This window comes from Actinomadura chokoriensis, from assembly GCF_039529475.1.
Taxonomy (GTDB): Bacteria; Actinomycetota; Actinomycetes; order Streptosporangiales; family Streptosporangiaceae; genus Spirillospora; species Spirillospora bangladeshensis.
The window spans coordinates 1-15,103 of record NZ_BAAAMW010000004.1 but is presented as its reverse complement, the minus strand read 5'-3'; the positions used below and the strand labels follow the sequence as shown (position 1 = coordinate 15,103).

Below are 15,103 nucleotides of genomic sequence, written 5' to 3'. Positions count from 1 at the left end.
TCGGGGACGGGTGTCGGCGGCGGTTCATAGTATGGGCCGATGACTTCCCCCGAGACGACGGAGACACCGGAGACGCTCGACGTCCTGCGGCGCGTGTTCGGCTACGACGCGTTCCGGGACGGCCAGCGGGAGATCATCGAGCACGTCGTCGCCGGTGGTGACGCGCTCGTCCTGATGCCGACCGGCGGCGGGAAGTCGCTGTGCTACCAGATCCCGGCGCTGGTCCGGAAGGGCACCGGCATCGTCATCTCGCCGCTCATCGCCCTCATGCAGGACCAGGTGGACGCGCTGCGCACGCTCGGCGTCCAGGCCGGCTTCCTCAACTCCACCCAGGACCTCGACGAGCGCCGCGTGGTCGGGGCCCAGTTCGTCGCGGGCGAGCTCGACCTGCTGTACCTCGCGCCCGAACGGCTGCGCCTCCCCGCGACCGTCGAGCTGCTCGACCGCGGCGACGTCTCCCTCTTCGCGATCGACGAGGCGCACTGCGTGTCGCAGTGGGGGCACGACTTCCGGCCCGACTACCTGATGCTGTCCGGCCTGCACGAACGCTGGCCGGACGTCCCGCGCATCGCCCTCACCGCGACCGCGACCGAGGCGACCCGGCGCGAGATCGCCGCCCGCCTCAACCTCGACCATGCCCGGCACTTCGTCGCGAGCTTCGACCGTCCCAACATCCAGTACCGGATCGAGCCGAAGACCGACGCCAAGCGCCAGCTCCTCCGCCTCCTCCAGACCGAGCACAAGGGCGACGCCGGGATCGTCTACTGCCTCTCCCGCAACTCGGTCGAGAAGCACGCCGCGTTCCTCACCGAGAACGGCATCGAGGCCCTCCCGTACCACGCGGGCCTGGACGCCGGGACGCGCGCCGCGAACCAGGCGCGCTTCCTCCGCGAGGACGGCCTCGTCATCGTCGCGACCATCGCGTTCGGCATGGGCATCGACAAGCCCGACGTCCGCTTCGTCGCCCACCTCGACCTGCCCAAGTCCGTCGAGGGCTACTACCAGGAGACGGGGCGCGCCGGGCGCGACGGCCTGCCGTCCACCGCCTGGCTCGCCTACGGCCTGCAGGACGTCGTCAACCTGCGCAAGATGATCGACGGCGGCGAGGGCGACGCCGCGCACCGCCGCCGGCAGAGCATCCACCTCGACTCCATGCTCGCCCTCTGCGAGACGGTCGAGTGCCGCCGCGTCCAGCTCCTCGAGTACTTCGGCCAGTCGGGCGAGCCCTGCGGCAACTGCGACACGTGCCTGACCCCGCCCGAGACCTGGGACGCGACCGTCCCGGCCCAGAAGGTGCTGTCGGTGATCGTCCGGCTCGACCGGGAACGCCGCCAGAAGTTCGGCGCCGGGCACATCATCGACATCCTGCTCGGCAAGCGGAGCGCCAAGGTCATCCAGTTCGACCACGACACGCTGAAGCCCTTCGGCGTCGGCACCGAACTGCGCGAGGCCGAGTGGCGCGGCGTCGTCCGCCAGCTCCTCGCCCAGGGCCTGATCGCCGTGGAGAGCAACCACGGCACCCTGCTCCAGACCGAGACCAGCGGCGACGTCCTCCGCGGCGAACGCAAGGTGATGATGCGCCGCGAACCCGAACGTCCCGCCACGAAGGCGGCCAAGGCCGCGAAGACCGCCAAGGCCCCGGTCGACCTGCCCGCCGAGGCGATGCCCGTCTTCGAACGCCTCCGCACCTGGCGCGCCGCCACCGCCAAGGAGCAGGGCGTCCCCGCCTACGTCATCTTCCACGACGCCACCCTCCGCGAGATCGCCACCGCCCTCCCGACGACCCTCGCGGAACTGGGCCGAGTGAACGGCGTGGGCGAGAACAAACTCGCGAAGTACGGCGACCAGGTCCTGGAAACCCTCGCCACCTCCGACTAACGCCCGCCGAGCGGGCGGCGGGCGGGTCAGAGGGTTCGGGTTGCTTCCTTCGCGGTGCGGTGGGCGGATTCGACGGCGCCGTCGATGTAGCCGGCCCAGCGGGTTGCGGTCTCCGTGCCCGCCCAGTGGAGGGGGCCCACGGGGCGGCGCAGGGACGGGCCGTAGCGGGTCAGGGTGCCGGGGGTGGCGAAGGCGCCGTAGCAGCCGCGCGAGTACTCCTCCTCCGCCCAGTCGCGCTCGATGTAGGCGATCGGGTTCTTCGCGCGCGGGCCGAAGTAGGCGGTCAGGTCGGCGATGACCTGCGCGCGGCGGTCGGAGGCGGACAGGCGCGCGGCGATGTCGGCGTGGCGCCCCTCCAGGAAGCCGACCAGGACGCCCGGCCCGCCGCCCTCCGGGGTGTTGTCGAAGGTGATGCCGAACGGGCGGCGGTCGCTGGTCACCTGGCCGCTGAACCCGTCCGCCCGCCAGAACGGCTCGTCGTAGGCGACGTTCACCTTGATCACCCGCCCCATCGGCATGCGCTGGACGAGCTGGTCGCGGTCCCCCGGCAGGCCGGGGCCGAAGCGGATGCGGGCGGCGAGCGGCGGCGGGACGGCGATGATCGCGCGCCGCGCCCGGACCTCGCCGGTGGCGGCGCGGACGCGGACGGAGTCGTCCGTCCACTCGATGTCCGTGACCGGGGAGTTGAGGACGACCCGGTCGCCCAGCTCGGCCGCGAGGGCGAGCGCGATCCGCTGGGAGCCGCCGGAGACGCGGTCCTGCTGCGCGCCGCCGGTCGTGTCGATCAGCGGGTCGAGCCCGCCGGCGGACGCCATGTAGAAGCCCGCCCACAGCGCCGACAGGTCGCCCGCCTCGGCCGAGAAGACCGCCTGCGTGATCAGCCGCATGAACGCACGGCCCCCGCTCGTGCGCATGGTCCGGCGGATCCACGTCTCGAAGGTCTGCCCGTCCAGGGCGTCGGCGCGGCGGGCCGCCCACGGCTCGTCCGCCGGGATCCCGCGGACCAGGCGGGCGACGCGGAGCTGCGCCTGCGCGATGTCGGCGAGCGTGAGCGCGGAGAGCCGGGGGATGCGGCCGGTGTACTCGCCGCGCGTCCGGCCGAGTTCGGCGATGTGCCGGCCCTCGTCGTAGGTCGGGTAGGTGGAGAGGCCGAGGTCGGCGATCAGGGCGAGCACCCTGTCCTGCCCGGGGCCGACCCACTGGCCGCCGACCTCGATCGGCTCCCCGCCGGGCAGCTCGCCGTTGAGCAGCCGCCCGCCGACCCGGTCGCGCGCCTCCAGGACGACGACGTCGTGCCCGTCCCGGACGAGGTCGCGCGCGGCGACCAGCCCGGCCACCCCGGCCCCGACGATCGCGATATCCGCCATGTCCCCCACGTCCTCTCATGCACGACGCATCTGACATACACCTTGTATGTGTTATACAGACCGCATGGAGCATGTCAAGACCCGGCGGGAGCGGTACGTCGAGAGCACGCGCGCCGCACTCCTCGACACCGGCCGCCGGTTCTTCGCCGAACGCGGCTTCGCGGACGTGTCCGCCGAGGAGCTCGTCCGCGCCGCCGGGCTCACCCGCGGCGCCCTGTACCACCACTTCGCCGGGAAGCAGGGCCTGTTCGAGGCCGTCTTCGAGGACATGGAGGCGCAGGCGGCGGAGCGCATCACCGCCGCGATGGACCGCGAGGACGAGCCCTTCGCGCGGGCCGCCGAAGGCGTCCGCGCGTTCCTGGAGGTCTGCTCCGACCCCGAGTACCGCGAGATCGTCCTGCTCCAGGGGCCGATCGCGCTCGGCTGGCAGCGCTGGCGCGAACTCGACCAGCGCCACCTCGGCACGATCTTGACGAGCGGCCTCACGGAGCTCCTCGGCGAGTCCGGTCCGCATCCCCTCGGCCTCACCACGGCCGCCTTCTACGGCGCGCTGACCGAGCTGGCCCTCTCCATGGCGGACGCGAGCGACCCCGCGCGGGCGCGCGAGCAGGCCGTCCACCTGATCGGAGCCATGCTGAGCGGCATTCGGTGAACTCCCAGGGTTCTCCCAGGATTACCGGAGGACTTCTGCCAGCCGCCTGCGGTTGCATGAGCCGCATGCGAACCAAGACCATCGCGGCCGGAGTCGGCGCCGCCGGCCTCCTCGGGCTCGGGCTGTACCTCGCCGTTCCCGCGTCCGCCGCCGATCCCGCCCCGTCTCCGTCGTCCTCCCCGACGGCGAAACACGCCCATCCCGGGCATCCCGGGAAGGGCCATCCGTTCCGGCGGGCGCGCGCCTTCCGCGGCGTCCACGGGGAGGCGACCGTCAAGCGCAAGGACGGCTTCCACCTCGCGACCTGGCAGCGCGGGCAGATCACGTCCGTCACGTCCAGCGGGGTCACCGTCCGCAGCGCCGACGGCGTGTCCTGGACGTGGACGGCCAACGGCGACACCCGCGTCCGCAAGGACGGCGAGAAGTCCGCCCTGAAGGACCTCGCCAACAACGACACGGTGCTCGTCGCGGGCGAACGCTCCGGCGACACCCGCACCGCCCGCCTGATCCGCGTCCCCAAGCGCCGCTGAACCCCGCGCGCGCGGCCGCGCGGCGGGGCGCGGGCGGTACCTTCGGGCGGGAGGGACGTCCAGCGAAGTGGGGCCGATGAGCGAGAGCCGGCGCGTGCTCGTCGTGGACGACGAGGCCAACATCCGCGACCTGATCGACGTCGCGCTGCGCTTCCACGGCTTCACGACCGTCACCGCCGCGACCGGCGAGGACGCGCTGCGCACCGCCCGCAGGGAGCGGCCCGACCTCGTCCTGCTGGACGTCATGCTCCCCGGCATGGACGGCTTCGAGGTGTGCCGGCGGCTCCGCGCCGACGGCGACCAGGTCCCGGTGATCTTCCTGACCGCGCGGGACACGCCGTCCGACACGGTCACCGGGCTCACGCTCGGCGGCGACGACTACGTGACCAAGCCGTTCTCGATCGAGGCGCTGATCGCGCGGGTGCACGCCGTGCTGCGCCGGGCCGCCCCGGCCGCGTCCTCGCCGGACACCGTCCTGCGCGTCGGCGACCTCGAACTGGACGAGGCGCACTGGACGGTCCGGCGCGGCGGCGTCGACGTCGACCTGTCGCCGACCGAGTTCCGCCTGCTCGCCTACCTGATGCGGAACGTCGGCGTCGTCCTGTCCCGCGCCCAACTGCTCGAAGGCGTATGGGGCTGGGACCACGGCAACCCGCAGGTCGTCGAGACCTACATCAGCTACCTGCGCCGCAAGCTCGACCCGCTCGGCGCGCCGCTCATCCACACCCGGCGCGGGGTCGGCTACGCGCTGCGGCCATGACGCTCAACGCCCGGCTCCTCGCCGGCCTGCTCGCGGTCACCACCGCCGGGCTGGCCATCATGGGGCTGGTCAGCGCGCTCGTCCTGAACGGGTACCTGATGCACCGGGTGGACGAGCAGCTCCAGGCCACCCGCGACCGCGCCGTGGCGCGGCTGCGTCCCGGCCTGCCCGAGCAGGGCATCGCCCCGGCCCAGTTCGTGGTCCTCGCCGTCGGTTCGGGCGGACGGGTGCGGGTGCTCAGCGGCGACGACCCGAACCCCGCTCGGGCTGTGGCCGCGATCGAGAAGCTCGGCCCGGACGAACTGGCCGCCCGCGCCCGCGGCCTCGAACCGTTCTCCCTGCCCGGCCTTCGCGCCGTGGCCCGCCCCTGGCGCAACGGCACCGTCGTCGTCGCGGCCCCGCTCGGCGAGATCCATTCGGCCGTCCGGAACCTGGTGCTGTCGGAGGTCGCGACGGCGGCGCTGCTGCTCGCCGTCCTGATCGTGCTCGGCCGGTGGCTCATCGGACGCGGCCTCCTCCCGCTGAACCGGATGGCCGCCACCGCGCACGCCATCACCGCCGGCGGCGACCTGCGCGCCCGCATGCCCGCGACCGGCCGGCGCACCGAGACCGACCGGCTCGCCGCCGCCGTCAACGTGATGCTGGAGCGGATCGAGCAGGCCTTCTGGGCGCGCAGCCGGTCCGAGGCGCGGGTGCGGGAGTTCGCCGCCGACGCCTCCCACGAGCTGCGGACGCCGCTGACCACCATCCAGGGCTACGCGGAGCTCTACCGGCACGGCGCCCTCGGCCCGGACGAGCTGCCCGACGCGATGCGCCGCATCGAGGGCGAGGCCCGCCGCATGAACGACCTGGTCACCGACCTTCTGGAGCTGGCCCGGCTGGACCGCGAGGCATCCCTGAACCCCGTCCCGACGGACCTGGCCGCCCTTGCCCGGGACGCCGTGGCCGACGCGACCGCCGCCGAACCTGACCGTCCGGTAAGGCTGGACGCCCCGGAAACGCTCATCGCCAACGTGGACGAGTCGCGCCTACGCCAGGTCTTCGCGAACCTGCTCGCCAACGTCCGCGCCCACACACCCCCCGGAACGCCTACGACCGTCCGTCTGGCGCCAGGTCTGATCGAGGTCGCGGACGAGGGGCCGGGCATGTCGCCGGAGGACGCCGCGCGCGCTTTCGAACGCTTCCACCGCGCGGAGAAGGGCACCGGCGGGACGGGCCTCGGCCTGCCGATCGTGGACGCCATCGCCGCAGCGCACGGCGGCCGCGCCGAAATACGCACCGCGCCGGGGGCCGGTACCACCGTCCGCGTGACGCTCCCCATGGCCGATGGGGGCGGCTCCCACTGAGCGGGACATCGCGGCGCCCCGGGCGATGGCGTGCTGCACAGTCGGTCGCACATCGCCCTTGAAGCCCAGAGGAACCGCGCATGGCCGGCTGGAGTCATCGGTACGCGAAGATCAACGGCCTCGACGTCCACTACGTGGAGGAGGGGACCGGGCCGCTCGTCGTCCTGCTGCACGGCTTCCCGCACACCTGGTTCAGCTGGCGCCACCAGATCGGGCCGATCGCGGACGCCGGATTCCGCGTCGTGGTGCCCGACATGCGCGGCATGGGGCAGACGTCCGGCCCGGCGGACCCGCGCGAGTACGCCCCGGACCGCATCATCGCCGACGTGACCGGCCTCCTCGACCACCTCGGCGCGGAGAAGGCGGTCTTCAGCGGCCTCGACTTCGGCCTGTTCGCCGCCTACGACCTCGCCTACCACCGCCCCGAGCGGATCGCGGCGATCATCGGGCTGGAGAACCCGTTCATCACCCCGTCCGGGGAGCCGCCGCTGGCGATCGCCGCCCGCCAGGCCGCGCGGCACTTCAACCACATCCACTACTTCGTCGCGTCCGGCACCGCCGACGACGACCTCGCCGCCGCGCCCCGCGACTTCCTGCGCAAGCTGTTCTACGCGCTCTCCAGCGACTACCACTACCTCGACATCTGGCGGAAACCGCCGGGAACGACCTACATCGACGCCCTGCCGGACGCGCCACCGCTCCCCTGGACGTGGCTGACGGACACGGAACTGGAGTTCTACGTCGCCGACTACAGCCGCAGCGGCTTCACCGGCGGGCTGAACTGGTACCGGGCCATGGACCTTTCCTGGGAGTACCGGAAGTCGTACGCCGGCCGGAAGAACCCCGTCCCGTTCTACTTCATCGGCAGCGAGCAGGACGTCGACCTGGAGGCATGGCACGGCGACGACCCGCTGAGCCATCTCGGTGAGCACTACGAGGATCTGCGCGCCGTCCGGATGGTCGAGAACGCCGGGCACATGATGCAGATGGAGAAGGCCGCCGAGACCACCGCGGCAATGCTGGAATTCCTGGGGGAGATCAAGGAATGGGCGTGACCGGGAACCGGGTGGCGGTCGTCACCGGAGCGAGCCGCGGCGCCGGAAAGGGAATCGCACTGGCCCTCGGCGAAGCCGGGGCGACGGTGTACGTGACCGGGCGCACGCGCACCGAAGGAGGCGAACTCCCCGGCACGGTCTTCGCCACCGCACAGGAGATCACCGAACGCGGCGGCACCGGCGTCCCGGTGATTTGCGACCATTCCGATGACGCCCAGGTCGAGGCTCTCTTCAAGCAGGTGGAGCGGGAGTCGGGCACGCTCGACATTCTCGTGAACAACGCCTTCACGATTCCCGACGGACTGGCCCGGAAGGGCCCCTTCTGGGAGAAGCCGCTGGCGCTCCAGAGCATGTTCGACGTGGGAATGCGCTCGGCCTACGTGGCGAGCTACTACGCGGCCCCGCTGCTCATCTCTGCCGCCGGAGGGCTGGTCGTCAACACCTCCTCCTTCGGCGGACGCTGCTACATGCACGGCCCCGCCTACGGCGCGGGAAAGGCCGCCGTCGACAAGATGGCCCACGACATGGCCGTCGACTTCAAGCCCTACGACGTCGCCGCCGTCTCCCTCTGGATGGGCCTGCTGAAGACCGAGCGGAACAGGGCGCTCTTCGAGGGCGTCCCCGACCGCTACCAGTCGTTCGCCGCCGGAGCCGAGTCCCCCGAGTTCAGCGGACGGGTGATCGACGCCCTCGCCCGCCACCCCGACCGGATGCGCTGGAGCGGCCGGGTCCTCATCGGTGCCGAGCTCGGCGAGGAGCTCGGCGTCGTCGACACCGACGGTCGCAGCCCGCGCTCGCACCGCGCCATGCTGGGCGACCCGCCGACCTTCAGCGACGCCGTGGTCGACTGACGCGACCTGTTGTCTAGCCTGTCTAATAACATCCGCCCCAGCGGCCCATTCGGCACCCCGGGTGACCGGTCACACCCTTACCACGACTTGTCGATAATTCGCACACCTAAGTTCAACCCCACGGACGCAGGGCAAAGGCCCCGTCGCATGCAGGCAAAGCCATCCCAGGGAAGCGAACGCCGCACCCCATCTCGATCACGTCCTGAGGTGCCGAGAACGCCCCTACCCTCCCAATTCAACTTTGATGACTTGGCTTTGCGGTGATACGCCGGGAATATCCGGCGAACAGGGTCCTGACCGGACGGGCCGGCGGAGTTATGATCCGAATCGAGACCGTCCGGATAACGGTCTCCGCAGTTCAGGGACGCATCTGACGCCGTCCGAATAGCGCCGGATGCCTGGCATGACGGTGAGGTCGGATCACTATGGGACGACGTTCCCGCGGGTGCGGCCTTCCCCGACGTCCATTGCCGCATTCCTTCGTCCATCCCTGCCCGGCCCGTACGAGTCCGAGCGAGACACGGCGATGGGACTCCACCAAGGAGGCACCATGACCTACGTCGAGCAAGAGTCCACTCCGCAGACACCGCCCTCGGCCGCCGACCCCGCACCCCTGGGGCTCGCGGCCTTCGCCCTGACCACGTTCCTCCTGTCGGCCAAGAACGCCGGCTGGACCGACGGCACCGACGCCTGGCTCGGCTACGCCTTCGCCTACGGCGGCCTCGTCCAGCTCCTCGCGGGCATGTGGGAGTTCCGCAACCGGAACGTGTTCGGCTGCACGGCGTTCTCGTCGTACGGCGGTTTCTGGATCGGCCTCGGGCTGTACGTCGTCCTCGTCGCCGGCGGCACCACTCCCGCCCAGGAGGCCAACGACCTCGGCTGGATCCTCCTCGCCTTCGCGATCTTCAACACCTACATGATGCTGTGGGCGACCCAGGTCAACCAGGCCATCCTCGCCGTCTTCGTCACCCTGGAGGCGACCGAGATCATCCTGTTCATCGGACAGTTCTCCACCAGCGAGAACACCATCAAGATCGGCGGCTACATCGGCGTCCTCACCGCCGTCTGCGCCTGGTACGCCTCCGCCGCCGGCATCATCAACGGCATGACCGGCCGGACGTTCCTAGGCGTAGGCCGCCCCCTCTTCCAACACCTCACCTCCACCCCCCAATCCCGCTGACCCACCTCCCCGCGCCCCCCCCCCCAAAGGCGGGGGCGCCGCCCTCTCCACCGGACGCCACCGGGAACCTGCCGCCGCAATTCCCGCAGCCAGCCGGCAAGAAGCGTCCGCAAAGAACCTCACAGCCTCAGGAGCCCAGCCGTCAGGACGACCCCCACCTCACCCACCCGCCGAGCCACGCCCCGGCGAACCGCCTCGTCCGAACTCAGTAAGCGCAATCCGAGATTGTCTAAGGTCTTCGCAGGTCACTGCCGTGTTGGACGGCCTCCGTCAGAGGATGAAGATCCAGGCACTTCCCAATAGCAGGCACCACACCCCGAAGGCCCGCATTATCCAGCTTGGCAGCCATGTACACATGCGCCCGATGACCGGTTCCTCCTGAAGCCGAAGAAGCATCTTCGCCCCGCACTCGCCGATGTCGGCAGTGAAGGCAACACCCACGGCATAGGTCATGACCGCTAACGGCAGATCAGCGAGCGTCACGGCGTCACCCTACGCTCGGTTAAGCGCCAACAAGGCGTCCCCCGCACGGCAGAGCCCGGTGAGAACGTCACCGCCGAAGCACGCCAAGGCCAAGCATCACCCCTAGCGAGGTGCGCAGGATCACCGGCTCACCTTCGTGGCCGGAGCGCGACGCCCGCGCCGTCCTCGTGCTCGCGTCCACCCCGACGGCGGCCGCAAGGCTGTCGCGCACGCATCGCCGCGGCGTTGCGGCGGACCCGTCGGCAACGCGGCGTCGACGAGCCGACCCGCCGGATCCAGCGGGCCATGCGGCTGCCGCACCTGCATCAACCACCGCTGGTCGAAGACGCAATGAGCGTCCAGGCCGGCGCGCTGTCCGTCCTGGACGCCGAACGCACCAACGTCGACCGGCTCGGCCAGGCGGTCGCCGAGGCTTTCATCCAGCACCCCGACCGCAAGATCATCACCAGCCTTCCCGGACTGGGCGACGAGTTCGGCGCCCGGCCTCCGGCCGAGATCGGCGATGACCGGGCCTGGTTCGCCGACGCCAGGGTGTTGAAGGCCTACGCCGGGTCGGCGCCGGCCACGCGCGCCTCGGGGCGCAGCGTGTCCATTACCCGGCGCTTGATCAAGAACAATCGCCTGGCCGCCACCGGGCTCAGAATGCGTTTTGCGCGTCCGCCAATGCCGGAGCCCCGCAGCCACTACCAGCAGCGGCGCGACCACGGAGGCCGGCACGCCGCCGCACTGCGCAACCTGTTCAACCGGATGCTCGGCCAACTCCCCCACTGCCTTCAGACCAGACAGCACTACGACCCGGTCAAGCCTTCGCCCCACACGTCGCGGCAGCAGCGTGAGGCAGCAAGCAGATCGCAGCCAACTGCCCACGCCAGCGGTCTCGAACCGGGTGAAAGAGGAATCTGCGGCACCGGCGGGCTTCAGCCCGTCGCAGCAGGCGCAGCATGCCCTGGAACTCCTCGGTGGAGAGCCGATCCCCCTCGTGCGATTCACACTGATCACATGAGGATCCTTGACGTGTTGGTGTGCGCGATCATGCGGAGGTGACTTCCGTGCCTGTACCTGACAGTCCCCTCCCTGAGGATGGTCAGATCAAGATCTGGTTCCGGTTCATTCCGCGAGAGGGGTGGCTCCCATATGACACGGAGGGGCTCTGGGCCACCCGACTGAGTAGCACCACCGCCCGTATCGCCAACGCCCCCTTCTTACAGGACGGGCTAGCCGAAGGGACGGTCGTTCGTTTCGTCACTGACGCTGACGGTCTTCACTGGGCAACCGGACAGGTGGTGGCATCGGGCAACTGCACTGTCCGCATCCTCGCCGACCCAAGTGGGCCACTCGGGTCGAGTCCACGGGCCGTCCACGAACGACTCGCGCCGTTTGGCCTTGGTGGTGAAGTCTTCAGCGAAGAGTTCCCTCTGATGGCTATCACGGTGCCTTCGGAAGCGAATCTGACCGAGATCAAGACGCTGCTGCTTCGAGGTAGGGATGAAGGCTGGTGGCACTTTGAGGTGTCGTGCATGACCGACGCATGGCGTGTTGCGTAGCTCTACCTCGTCTCTGTGTCTAAGTTCCCCGCCCGCCGGAGTACCGCGCACCGCACTGCTAGCACAGACGCGGCGCGGCGCCCTTGCAGACATAGAAGGGTCTCACCTGGTCGGCTCGTTGCCCGGCTGACCTGGGGTTCTTAGGTGCCTTGGCCACCGATGGTGGGCCCGACGGTCGTCCTGGTGGGTTGGTCGGTGTCGGCGAGGTTCGCCTGCGGCTCGGGCTGACCAACTCGCGCCTTGTAGGCCGTGATCGAGTACTTCGTGTAGGGCGAGTTGGCGGGCGGCGACCTTGGTGAAGCCGGCGAGGCGGAGGTTGAGGCGTAGGCGGACGTTGGGGCCGGCGCCGTAGAGCCAGTACGCCCGCGTCTACCTCGGTGGTCTGGATGGTGAGGTTGAACGGGGCCGTGCTGCCGGTGGCGTGACGGACGGCCTGCTCGTAGTCGTCGGCGGCCTGGCGGATCGCGTCGGGTGCCTGGCAAGACCATTAGCAAAGCCCCCTCGCGGAAGACCACGAGGAGGCTCTGACCTGGGTGCACCCGAAGGGATTCGAACCCCTAACCTTCTGATCCGTAGCCCTAGGCGGGAGGTTCGCCGCGGTTCGCGTGAGTCTGTGACCTGCGGGAACGTCCGTCAGTGAACCTCACGGGACTCTAGCGAACCTCGGCGCGTTGCTACACGCGTTGCTACATGGGGCGAGTGGGGGTGACCTGCGAGGACGCGCCTACCCCTTCTTGCGCAGGTACCGCCGTAGGCAGTCGTTGACGACGTCCGAGACGTTCTTGCCCTCCGCTTCGGCCTTCTTCTTCGCCTCATCCCAGACGGCATCAGGCACCCGCACCGTGCGCTTCGGCGTCTGTCCAGTCTTCGGTCTCCCGACCATGGGCGTCCCTCCTCGTTTGTGTCCGGACAGAATTCTAGGGCAACCAGTGGAAACACGGCTTGAAGTACCGGTCCGTATGTGCCTATTCTTGTCCGGACAGAAAGCAGCCCCGACCAGCGATTAGGGCGCTGGCCGGGGCCTAGACGGAAGGGTCCTCCGCCATGAACACGAATCCTACCGAGCCGTGCGCCGCGTGCGCCGAGCCGGTCGACTGGTCGGCCGGACCGCACGAGTTCGTCCGCGCGGACGGGTCGACGGCGGTCGTCTGCGCCGACTGCTGCGGCAGCATCGCCGAGGCCATGGCGCCCGACGAGCAGGGGGTCCACAGCGTGGAGGCCCTGGGAGACGAGAGGGCGTCCGCGGTCGTGGACACCCCCGCCGACGTGAAGGGGGTGCACAGTGTGCGCACCCTTGGCGACGAGCGGGGGGTCATTGCTGCTGAGACCCCCGCCGACGACGACGCGACGGCCGGGAAGTCGGCGACGTGGCCGGACGGCGAGCCGGCCGACGTGCGCGACATGGCGCGGCGACACGACCTCGCGCGACGCGCCGACGACCTCGCGGCCATGCTGTCGCGCGACCTCGGGGACGTCCGCGACGAGCGTCTCACCGTCGCCGTCCGGGCGACCGTCGAGGGCCTGCGCGCCCTGTCGGCCGCGTGCCCGACCGCCGACGAGGACGCGATCCTGCGGGCCGCTGAGCACGCGCACACGGCCCTCGTCCGCTGCGCCGACCTGGTCGCCGAGATCGAGCGGGGGGACGCGTGAGCGGCCAGCAGGCCCCGGACGCGGCCGAGCTGGTCGAGCGCCTGGAGCGCGCCGAGGCCCGCATCGAGCGCCTGTCGGAGATCCTCGCCGACGTGTTCGGCGAGGCGCTCCGGGAGTCGCAGCGGCGGCGCGGGCGCCCGCACCTGCGGGCAGTGAAGTAGCCGGTTCGGTCCGGCAGACGGATGGAACGCCCTGAACTACCGCCTTGAGACCGGTGGTTCGGGGCGTTCTCGCGTCTGGGCAAGGTACCGGGCAGTGCCCGGTCCGTCGACCTGCGTATGGTTCACCTCAACTCAGGTGGTCTGACCTGCGGGTTTGCCGTCATGGCAACTCGTGTTGCCGGGTCACTCCTGCTCGTCGCCGGCGGCCACGACGAAGGTCCCCTTGGCGGGGAGCGTGACGACGAGCCCGCGGTCCCGTAGCTCTCGGACGGCGCGGCGGGCGGTCTCGACGGCGACGCCGTACTCCTCGGCCAGGTCCCGCTCACCGGCCAGGCGGGCGCCCGGTGCCAGCGCGCCCGCGGGCGGGTCGTCCAGGCGCCCGGCATCGATGCGCAGCGCGAGGTGGTCGGCGACCTCGGCATAGACGTAAGCGGCCGGACTCGGCGCGTACGGCGGGATCTCCTCCATACAGAGCACGTTAGATAGCCGCTGAGCTGGGCAAACACGTGGGGTGCGCTGCACTGCTATGCACCGCACTGCAAGGCGCGTAACGTTGTCCGCACGTTCGGCAACCTCGGGAGGGTCCCCCGTGACAGAGCCACGACGCGCGCACGAGCCCGCGCGCCAGATACCGGAGTTCGACGTCTTCCAGATCGGCGACCGGTGGCAGGCCGTGCACCGCACCGATCACGACCTCGTGATCGAGCACTCGCAGTGGACCGAGCTGTTCATGGTGTGCGTCACCACTCGCATCCGGCGCGAGATCGACCGCGCCCGCGACGAGCTGATGGAGCGGCACCTGCTCGCCCGCGACGAGCACGGACGGACGGGCCGGCTGTGACCGGGCAGGCGACACCCGACCTCGACGGCCTCGAGCTGTACGGCAAGCACGGCGTGTGGATCGTCGCCGAGCCGGACGGCGGCCCGGTGGTCGCCGCGTTCTACACGGTGACGGGCTCGCCCGGCTGGTGGCGCGGCCACAGCCGCGGGCGGGTCAAGCAGGTGTTCGCGCCGCGGGACGAGCCGCCGGCCGTCGCGGCGCGGTTCCTGCGCCCCTGAGACGCCACACCCCCGGTTGCCTGCGCGGGAGACCGGGGGTGTGGTCTGTCTGGCATTCACGCAGGTCAGAGGGTTGCCGGGCAACCTCGGACGGCAGGGAGAAGAGACGCGCAGCGTGACGCCGGGGCGTGATCATCGGCCGCTAAATCGGCTCCGTGCGAGTCCGGTCGATAGCGGGACCATGATCGAAGAGTGTCACAGAGTGTAACGATCACAGGGGGTCGCTAATTGAGGCAAGTCCGAGTTCGGCTCGGTAAGGCCGTTACCCTGCGTTACAGGGAGAGAAGAGGCCGACCGTGGTTTGGGTCATTGACCTGCGGATTCTCAAGAATCGAGCCCCCATCCCCGTTTCCGCAGGTCAGACGCTTGCGTGACGTTGCGTGACCGGTCAGGGCCCCTCTCACCCTCGTCACGCTCCGCTATCCCCGCGTCGATCATGGTTCGGGCGCTGCCGTCACGGTGTGTGATGCGGGAGCCGGGACGCAGGTCGCCGTCTGCGCTGTGGTCGGCCTCGGGTGACCGACCGGGCTGCCGACCTTGCTTCCCCTGCGGTGCGGAGATGCCCACACCGAGCGGCGAGGTTGACG

The 15,103-nt window shown here is 70.4% G+C and carries 18 protein-coding genes; 14 read left to right on the top strand and 4 right to left on the bottom strand.

Features of this window, described 5'->3' with window-relative positions; genetic code table 11:
- Positions 1–39: 39 nt before the first annotated feature.
- The gene (gene recQ / locus ABFX46_RS10615) at positions 40–1,878 is read left to right on the top strand and encodes a DNA helicase RecQ (protein ID WP_346041476.1); all 1,839 of its coding nucleotides are present in this window, start codon (positions 40–42) and stop codon (positions 1,876–1,878) included.
- Positions 1,879–1,904: 26 nt separating this feature from the next.
- On the opposite strand, the gene ABFX46_RS10610 is transcribed toward recQ, so the two are convergent.
- A complete protein-coding gene (locus ABFX46_RS10610; protein WP_346041475.1) occupies positions 1,905–3,245 on the bottom strand; it encodes a flavin monoamine oxidase family protein in 1,341 nt (446 codons plus the stop codon).
- A 64-nt stretch (positions 3,246–3,309) separates the two neighbouring features.
- Between ABFX46_RS10610 and ABFX46_RS10605 the strand changes: the two genes are divergently transcribed.
- The 7 genes from ABFX46_RS10605 (at position 3,310) to ABFX46_RS10575 (ending at position 9,619) form a co-directional block, all read left to right on the top strand.
- Positions 3,310–3,897, top strand: coding sequence for a TetR/AcrR family transcriptional regulator (locus ABFX46_RS10605; protein ID WP_346041474.1), 588 nt, complete (start codon positions 3,310–3,312; stop codon positions 3,895–3,897).
- Positions 3,898–3,962: 65 nt separating this feature from the next.
- Entirely contained in the window at positions 3,963–4,427 is a 465-nt protein-coding gene (locus ABFX46_RS10600; protein ID WP_346041473.1) for a DUF5666 domain-containing protein, read from the top strand.
- Between the two features lie 76 nt (positions 4,428–4,503).
- On the top strand, positions 4,504–5,187 hold the full coding sequence (locus ABFX46_RS10595; protein ID WP_346041472.1) for a response regulator transcription factor: 684 nt from the start codon (positions 4,504–4,506) through the stop codon (positions 5,185–5,187).
- The gene (locus tag ABFX46_RS10590) at positions 5,184–6,533 is read left to right on the top strand and encodes a sensor histidine kinase (RefSeq protein WP_346041471.1); all 1,350 of its coding nucleotides are present in this window, start codon (positions 5,184–5,186) and stop codon (positions 6,531–6,533) included. Before ABFX46_RS10595 ends, ABFX46_RS10590 begins: the two co-directional genes overlap by 4 nt.
- A gap of 80 nt (positions 6,534–6,613) precedes the next feature.
- Positions 6,614–7,588 (top strand): alpha/beta fold hydrolase, encoded by a 975-nt coding sequence (locus ABFX46_RS10585; protein WP_346041469.1) that lies wholly within the window; start codon positions 6,614–6,616, stop codon positions 7,586–7,588.
- Positions 7,585–8,439: an SDR family NAD(P)-dependent oxidoreductase gene (locus ABFX46_RS10580; RefSeq protein ID WP_346041467.1), complete on the top strand. Its 855-nt coding sequence runs from the start codon at positions 7,585–7,587 to the stop codon at positions 8,437–8,439. Before ABFX46_RS10585 ends, ABFX46_RS10580 begins: the two co-directional genes overlap by 4 nt.
- Before the next feature lie 550 nt (positions 8,440–8,989).
- Positions 8,990–9,619 (top strand): acetate uptake transporter, encoded by a 630-nt coding sequence (locus tag ABFX46_RS10575; RefSeq protein ID WP_346041465.1) that lies wholly within the window; start codon positions 8,990–8,992, stop codon positions 9,617–9,619.
- A 270-nt stretch (positions 9,620–9,889) separates the two neighbouring features.
- Here the strand turns inward: ABFX46_RS10575 and ABFX46_RS10570 are convergent, their stop codons facing one another.
- On the bottom strand, positions 9,890–10,102 hold the full coding sequence (locus ABFX46_RS10570) for a hypothetical protein (protein ID WP_346041464.1): 213 nt from the start codon (positions 10,100–10,102) through the stop codon (positions 9,890–9,892).
- A gap of 285 nt (positions 10,103–10,387) precedes the next feature.
- Here ABFX46_RS10570 and ABFX46_RS10565 point away from each other — a divergent pair, with 285 nt between their 5' ends.
- Complete coding sequence (locus ABFX46_RS10565) at positions 10,388–11,146, top strand: transposase (RefSeq protein WP_346041462.1); 759 nt, start codon at positions 10,388–10,390, stop codon at positions 11,144–11,146.
- A 5-nt stretch (positions 11,147–11,151) separates the two neighbouring features.
- Positions 11,152–11,646 (top strand): DUF4265 domain-containing protein, encoded by a 495-nt coding sequence (locus ABFX46_RS10560; protein WP_346041460.1) that lies wholly within the window; start codon positions 11,152–11,154, stop codon positions 11,644–11,646.
- A 724-nt stretch (positions 11,647–12,370) separates the two neighbouring features.
- On the opposite strand, the gene ABFX46_RS10555 is transcribed toward ABFX46_RS10560, so the two are convergent.
- Entirely contained in the window at positions 12,371–12,529 is a 159-nt protein-coding gene (locus ABFX46_RS10555; protein WP_346041458.1) for a hypothetical protein, read from the bottom strand.
- 161 nt (positions 12,530–12,690) lie between these two features.
- Between ABFX46_RS10555 and ABFX46_RS10550 the strand changes: the two genes are divergently transcribed.
- Positions 12,691–13,296, top strand: coding sequence for a hypothetical protein (locus ABFX46_RS10550; RefSeq protein ID WP_346041456.1), 606 nt, complete (start codon positions 12,691–12,693; stop codon positions 13,294–13,296).
- Complete coding sequence (locus tag ABFX46_RS10545) at positions 13,293–13,457, top strand: hypothetical protein (protein WP_346041454.1); 165 nt, start codon at positions 13,293–13,295, stop codon at positions 13,455–13,457. Before ABFX46_RS10550 ends, ABFX46_RS10545 begins: the two co-directional genes overlap by 4 nt.
- Positions 13,458–13,640: 183 nt before the next feature.
- Here the strand turns inward: ABFX46_RS10545 and ABFX46_RS10540 are convergent, their stop codons facing one another.
- Positions 13,641–13,925 (bottom strand): winged helix-turn-helix domain-containing protein, encoded by a 285-nt coding sequence (locus tag ABFX46_RS10540; RefSeq protein ID WP_346041452.1) that lies wholly within the window; start codon positions 13,923–13,925, stop codon positions 13,641–13,643.
- 121 nt (positions 13,926–14,046) lie between these two features.
- On the opposite strand from ABFX46_RS10540, the gene ABFX46_RS10535 reads away from it, so the two are divergent.
- On the top strand, positions 14,047–14,298 hold the full coding sequence (locus tag ABFX46_RS10535; protein WP_346041450.1) for a hypothetical protein: 252 nt from the start codon (positions 14,047–14,049) through the stop codon (positions 14,296–14,298).
- On the top strand, positions 14,295–14,516 hold the full coding sequence (locus ABFX46_RS10530; protein ID WP_346041448.1) for a hypothetical protein: 222 nt from the start codon (positions 14,295–14,297) through the stop codon (positions 14,514–14,516). Before ABFX46_RS10535 ends, ABFX46_RS10530 begins: the two co-directional genes overlap by 4 nt.
- The last annotated feature ends 587 nt before the right edge of the window (positions 14,517–15,103 follow it).

Bases quoted from the DNA above. Each gene is read 5' to 3' on its own strand.
- ABFX46_RS10590 (WP_346041471.1), top strand. From the start codon at position 5,184: ATGACGCTCAACGCCCGGCTCCTCGCCGGCCTGCTCGCGGTCACCACC.
- recQ (WP_346041476.1), top strand. From the start codon at position 40: ATGACTTCCCCCGAGACGACGGAGACACCGGAGACGCTCGACGTCCTG.
- ABFX46_RS10540 (WP_346041452.1), bottom strand. From the start codon at position 13,925: ATGGAGGAGATCCCGCCGTACGCGCCGAGTCCGGCCGCTTACGTCTAT.
- ABFX46_RS10600 (WP_346041473.1), top strand. From the start codon at position 3,963: ATGCGAACCAAGACCATCGCGGCCGGAGTCGGCGCCGCCGGCCTCCTC.
- ABFX46_RS10595 (WP_346041472.1), top strand. From the start codon at position 4,504: ATGAGCGAGAGCCGGCGCGTGCTCGTCGTGGACGACGAGGCCAACATC.
- ABFX46_RS10605 (WP_346041474.1), top strand. From the start codon at position 3,310: ATGGAGCATGTCAAGACCCGGCGGGAGCGGTACGTCGAGAGCACGCGC.
- ABFX46_RS10610 (WP_346041475.1), bottom strand. From the start codon at position 3,245: ATGGCGGATATCGCGATCGTCGGGGCCGGGGTGGCCGGGCTGGTCGCC.
- ABFX46_RS10575 (WP_346041465.1), top strand. From the start codon at position 8,990: ATGACCTACGTCGAGCAAGAGTCCACTCCGCAGACACCGCCCTCGGCC.
- ABFX46_RS10550 (WP_346041456.1), top strand. From the start codon at position 12,691: ATGAACACGAATCCTACCGAGCCGTGCGCCGCGTGCGCCGAGCCGGTC.
- ABFX46_RS10555 (WP_346041458.1), bottom strand. From the start codon at position 12,529: ATGGTCGGGAGACCGAAGACTGGACAGACGCCGAAGCGCACGGTGCGG.
- ABFX46_RS10585 (WP_346041469.1), top strand. From the start codon at position 6,614: ATGGCCGGCTGGAGTCATCGGTACGCGAAGATCAACGGCCTCGACGTC.
- ABFX46_RS10565 (WP_346041462.1), top strand. From the start codon at position 10,388: ATGCGGCTGCCGCACCTGCATCAACCACCGCTGGTCGAAGACGCAATG.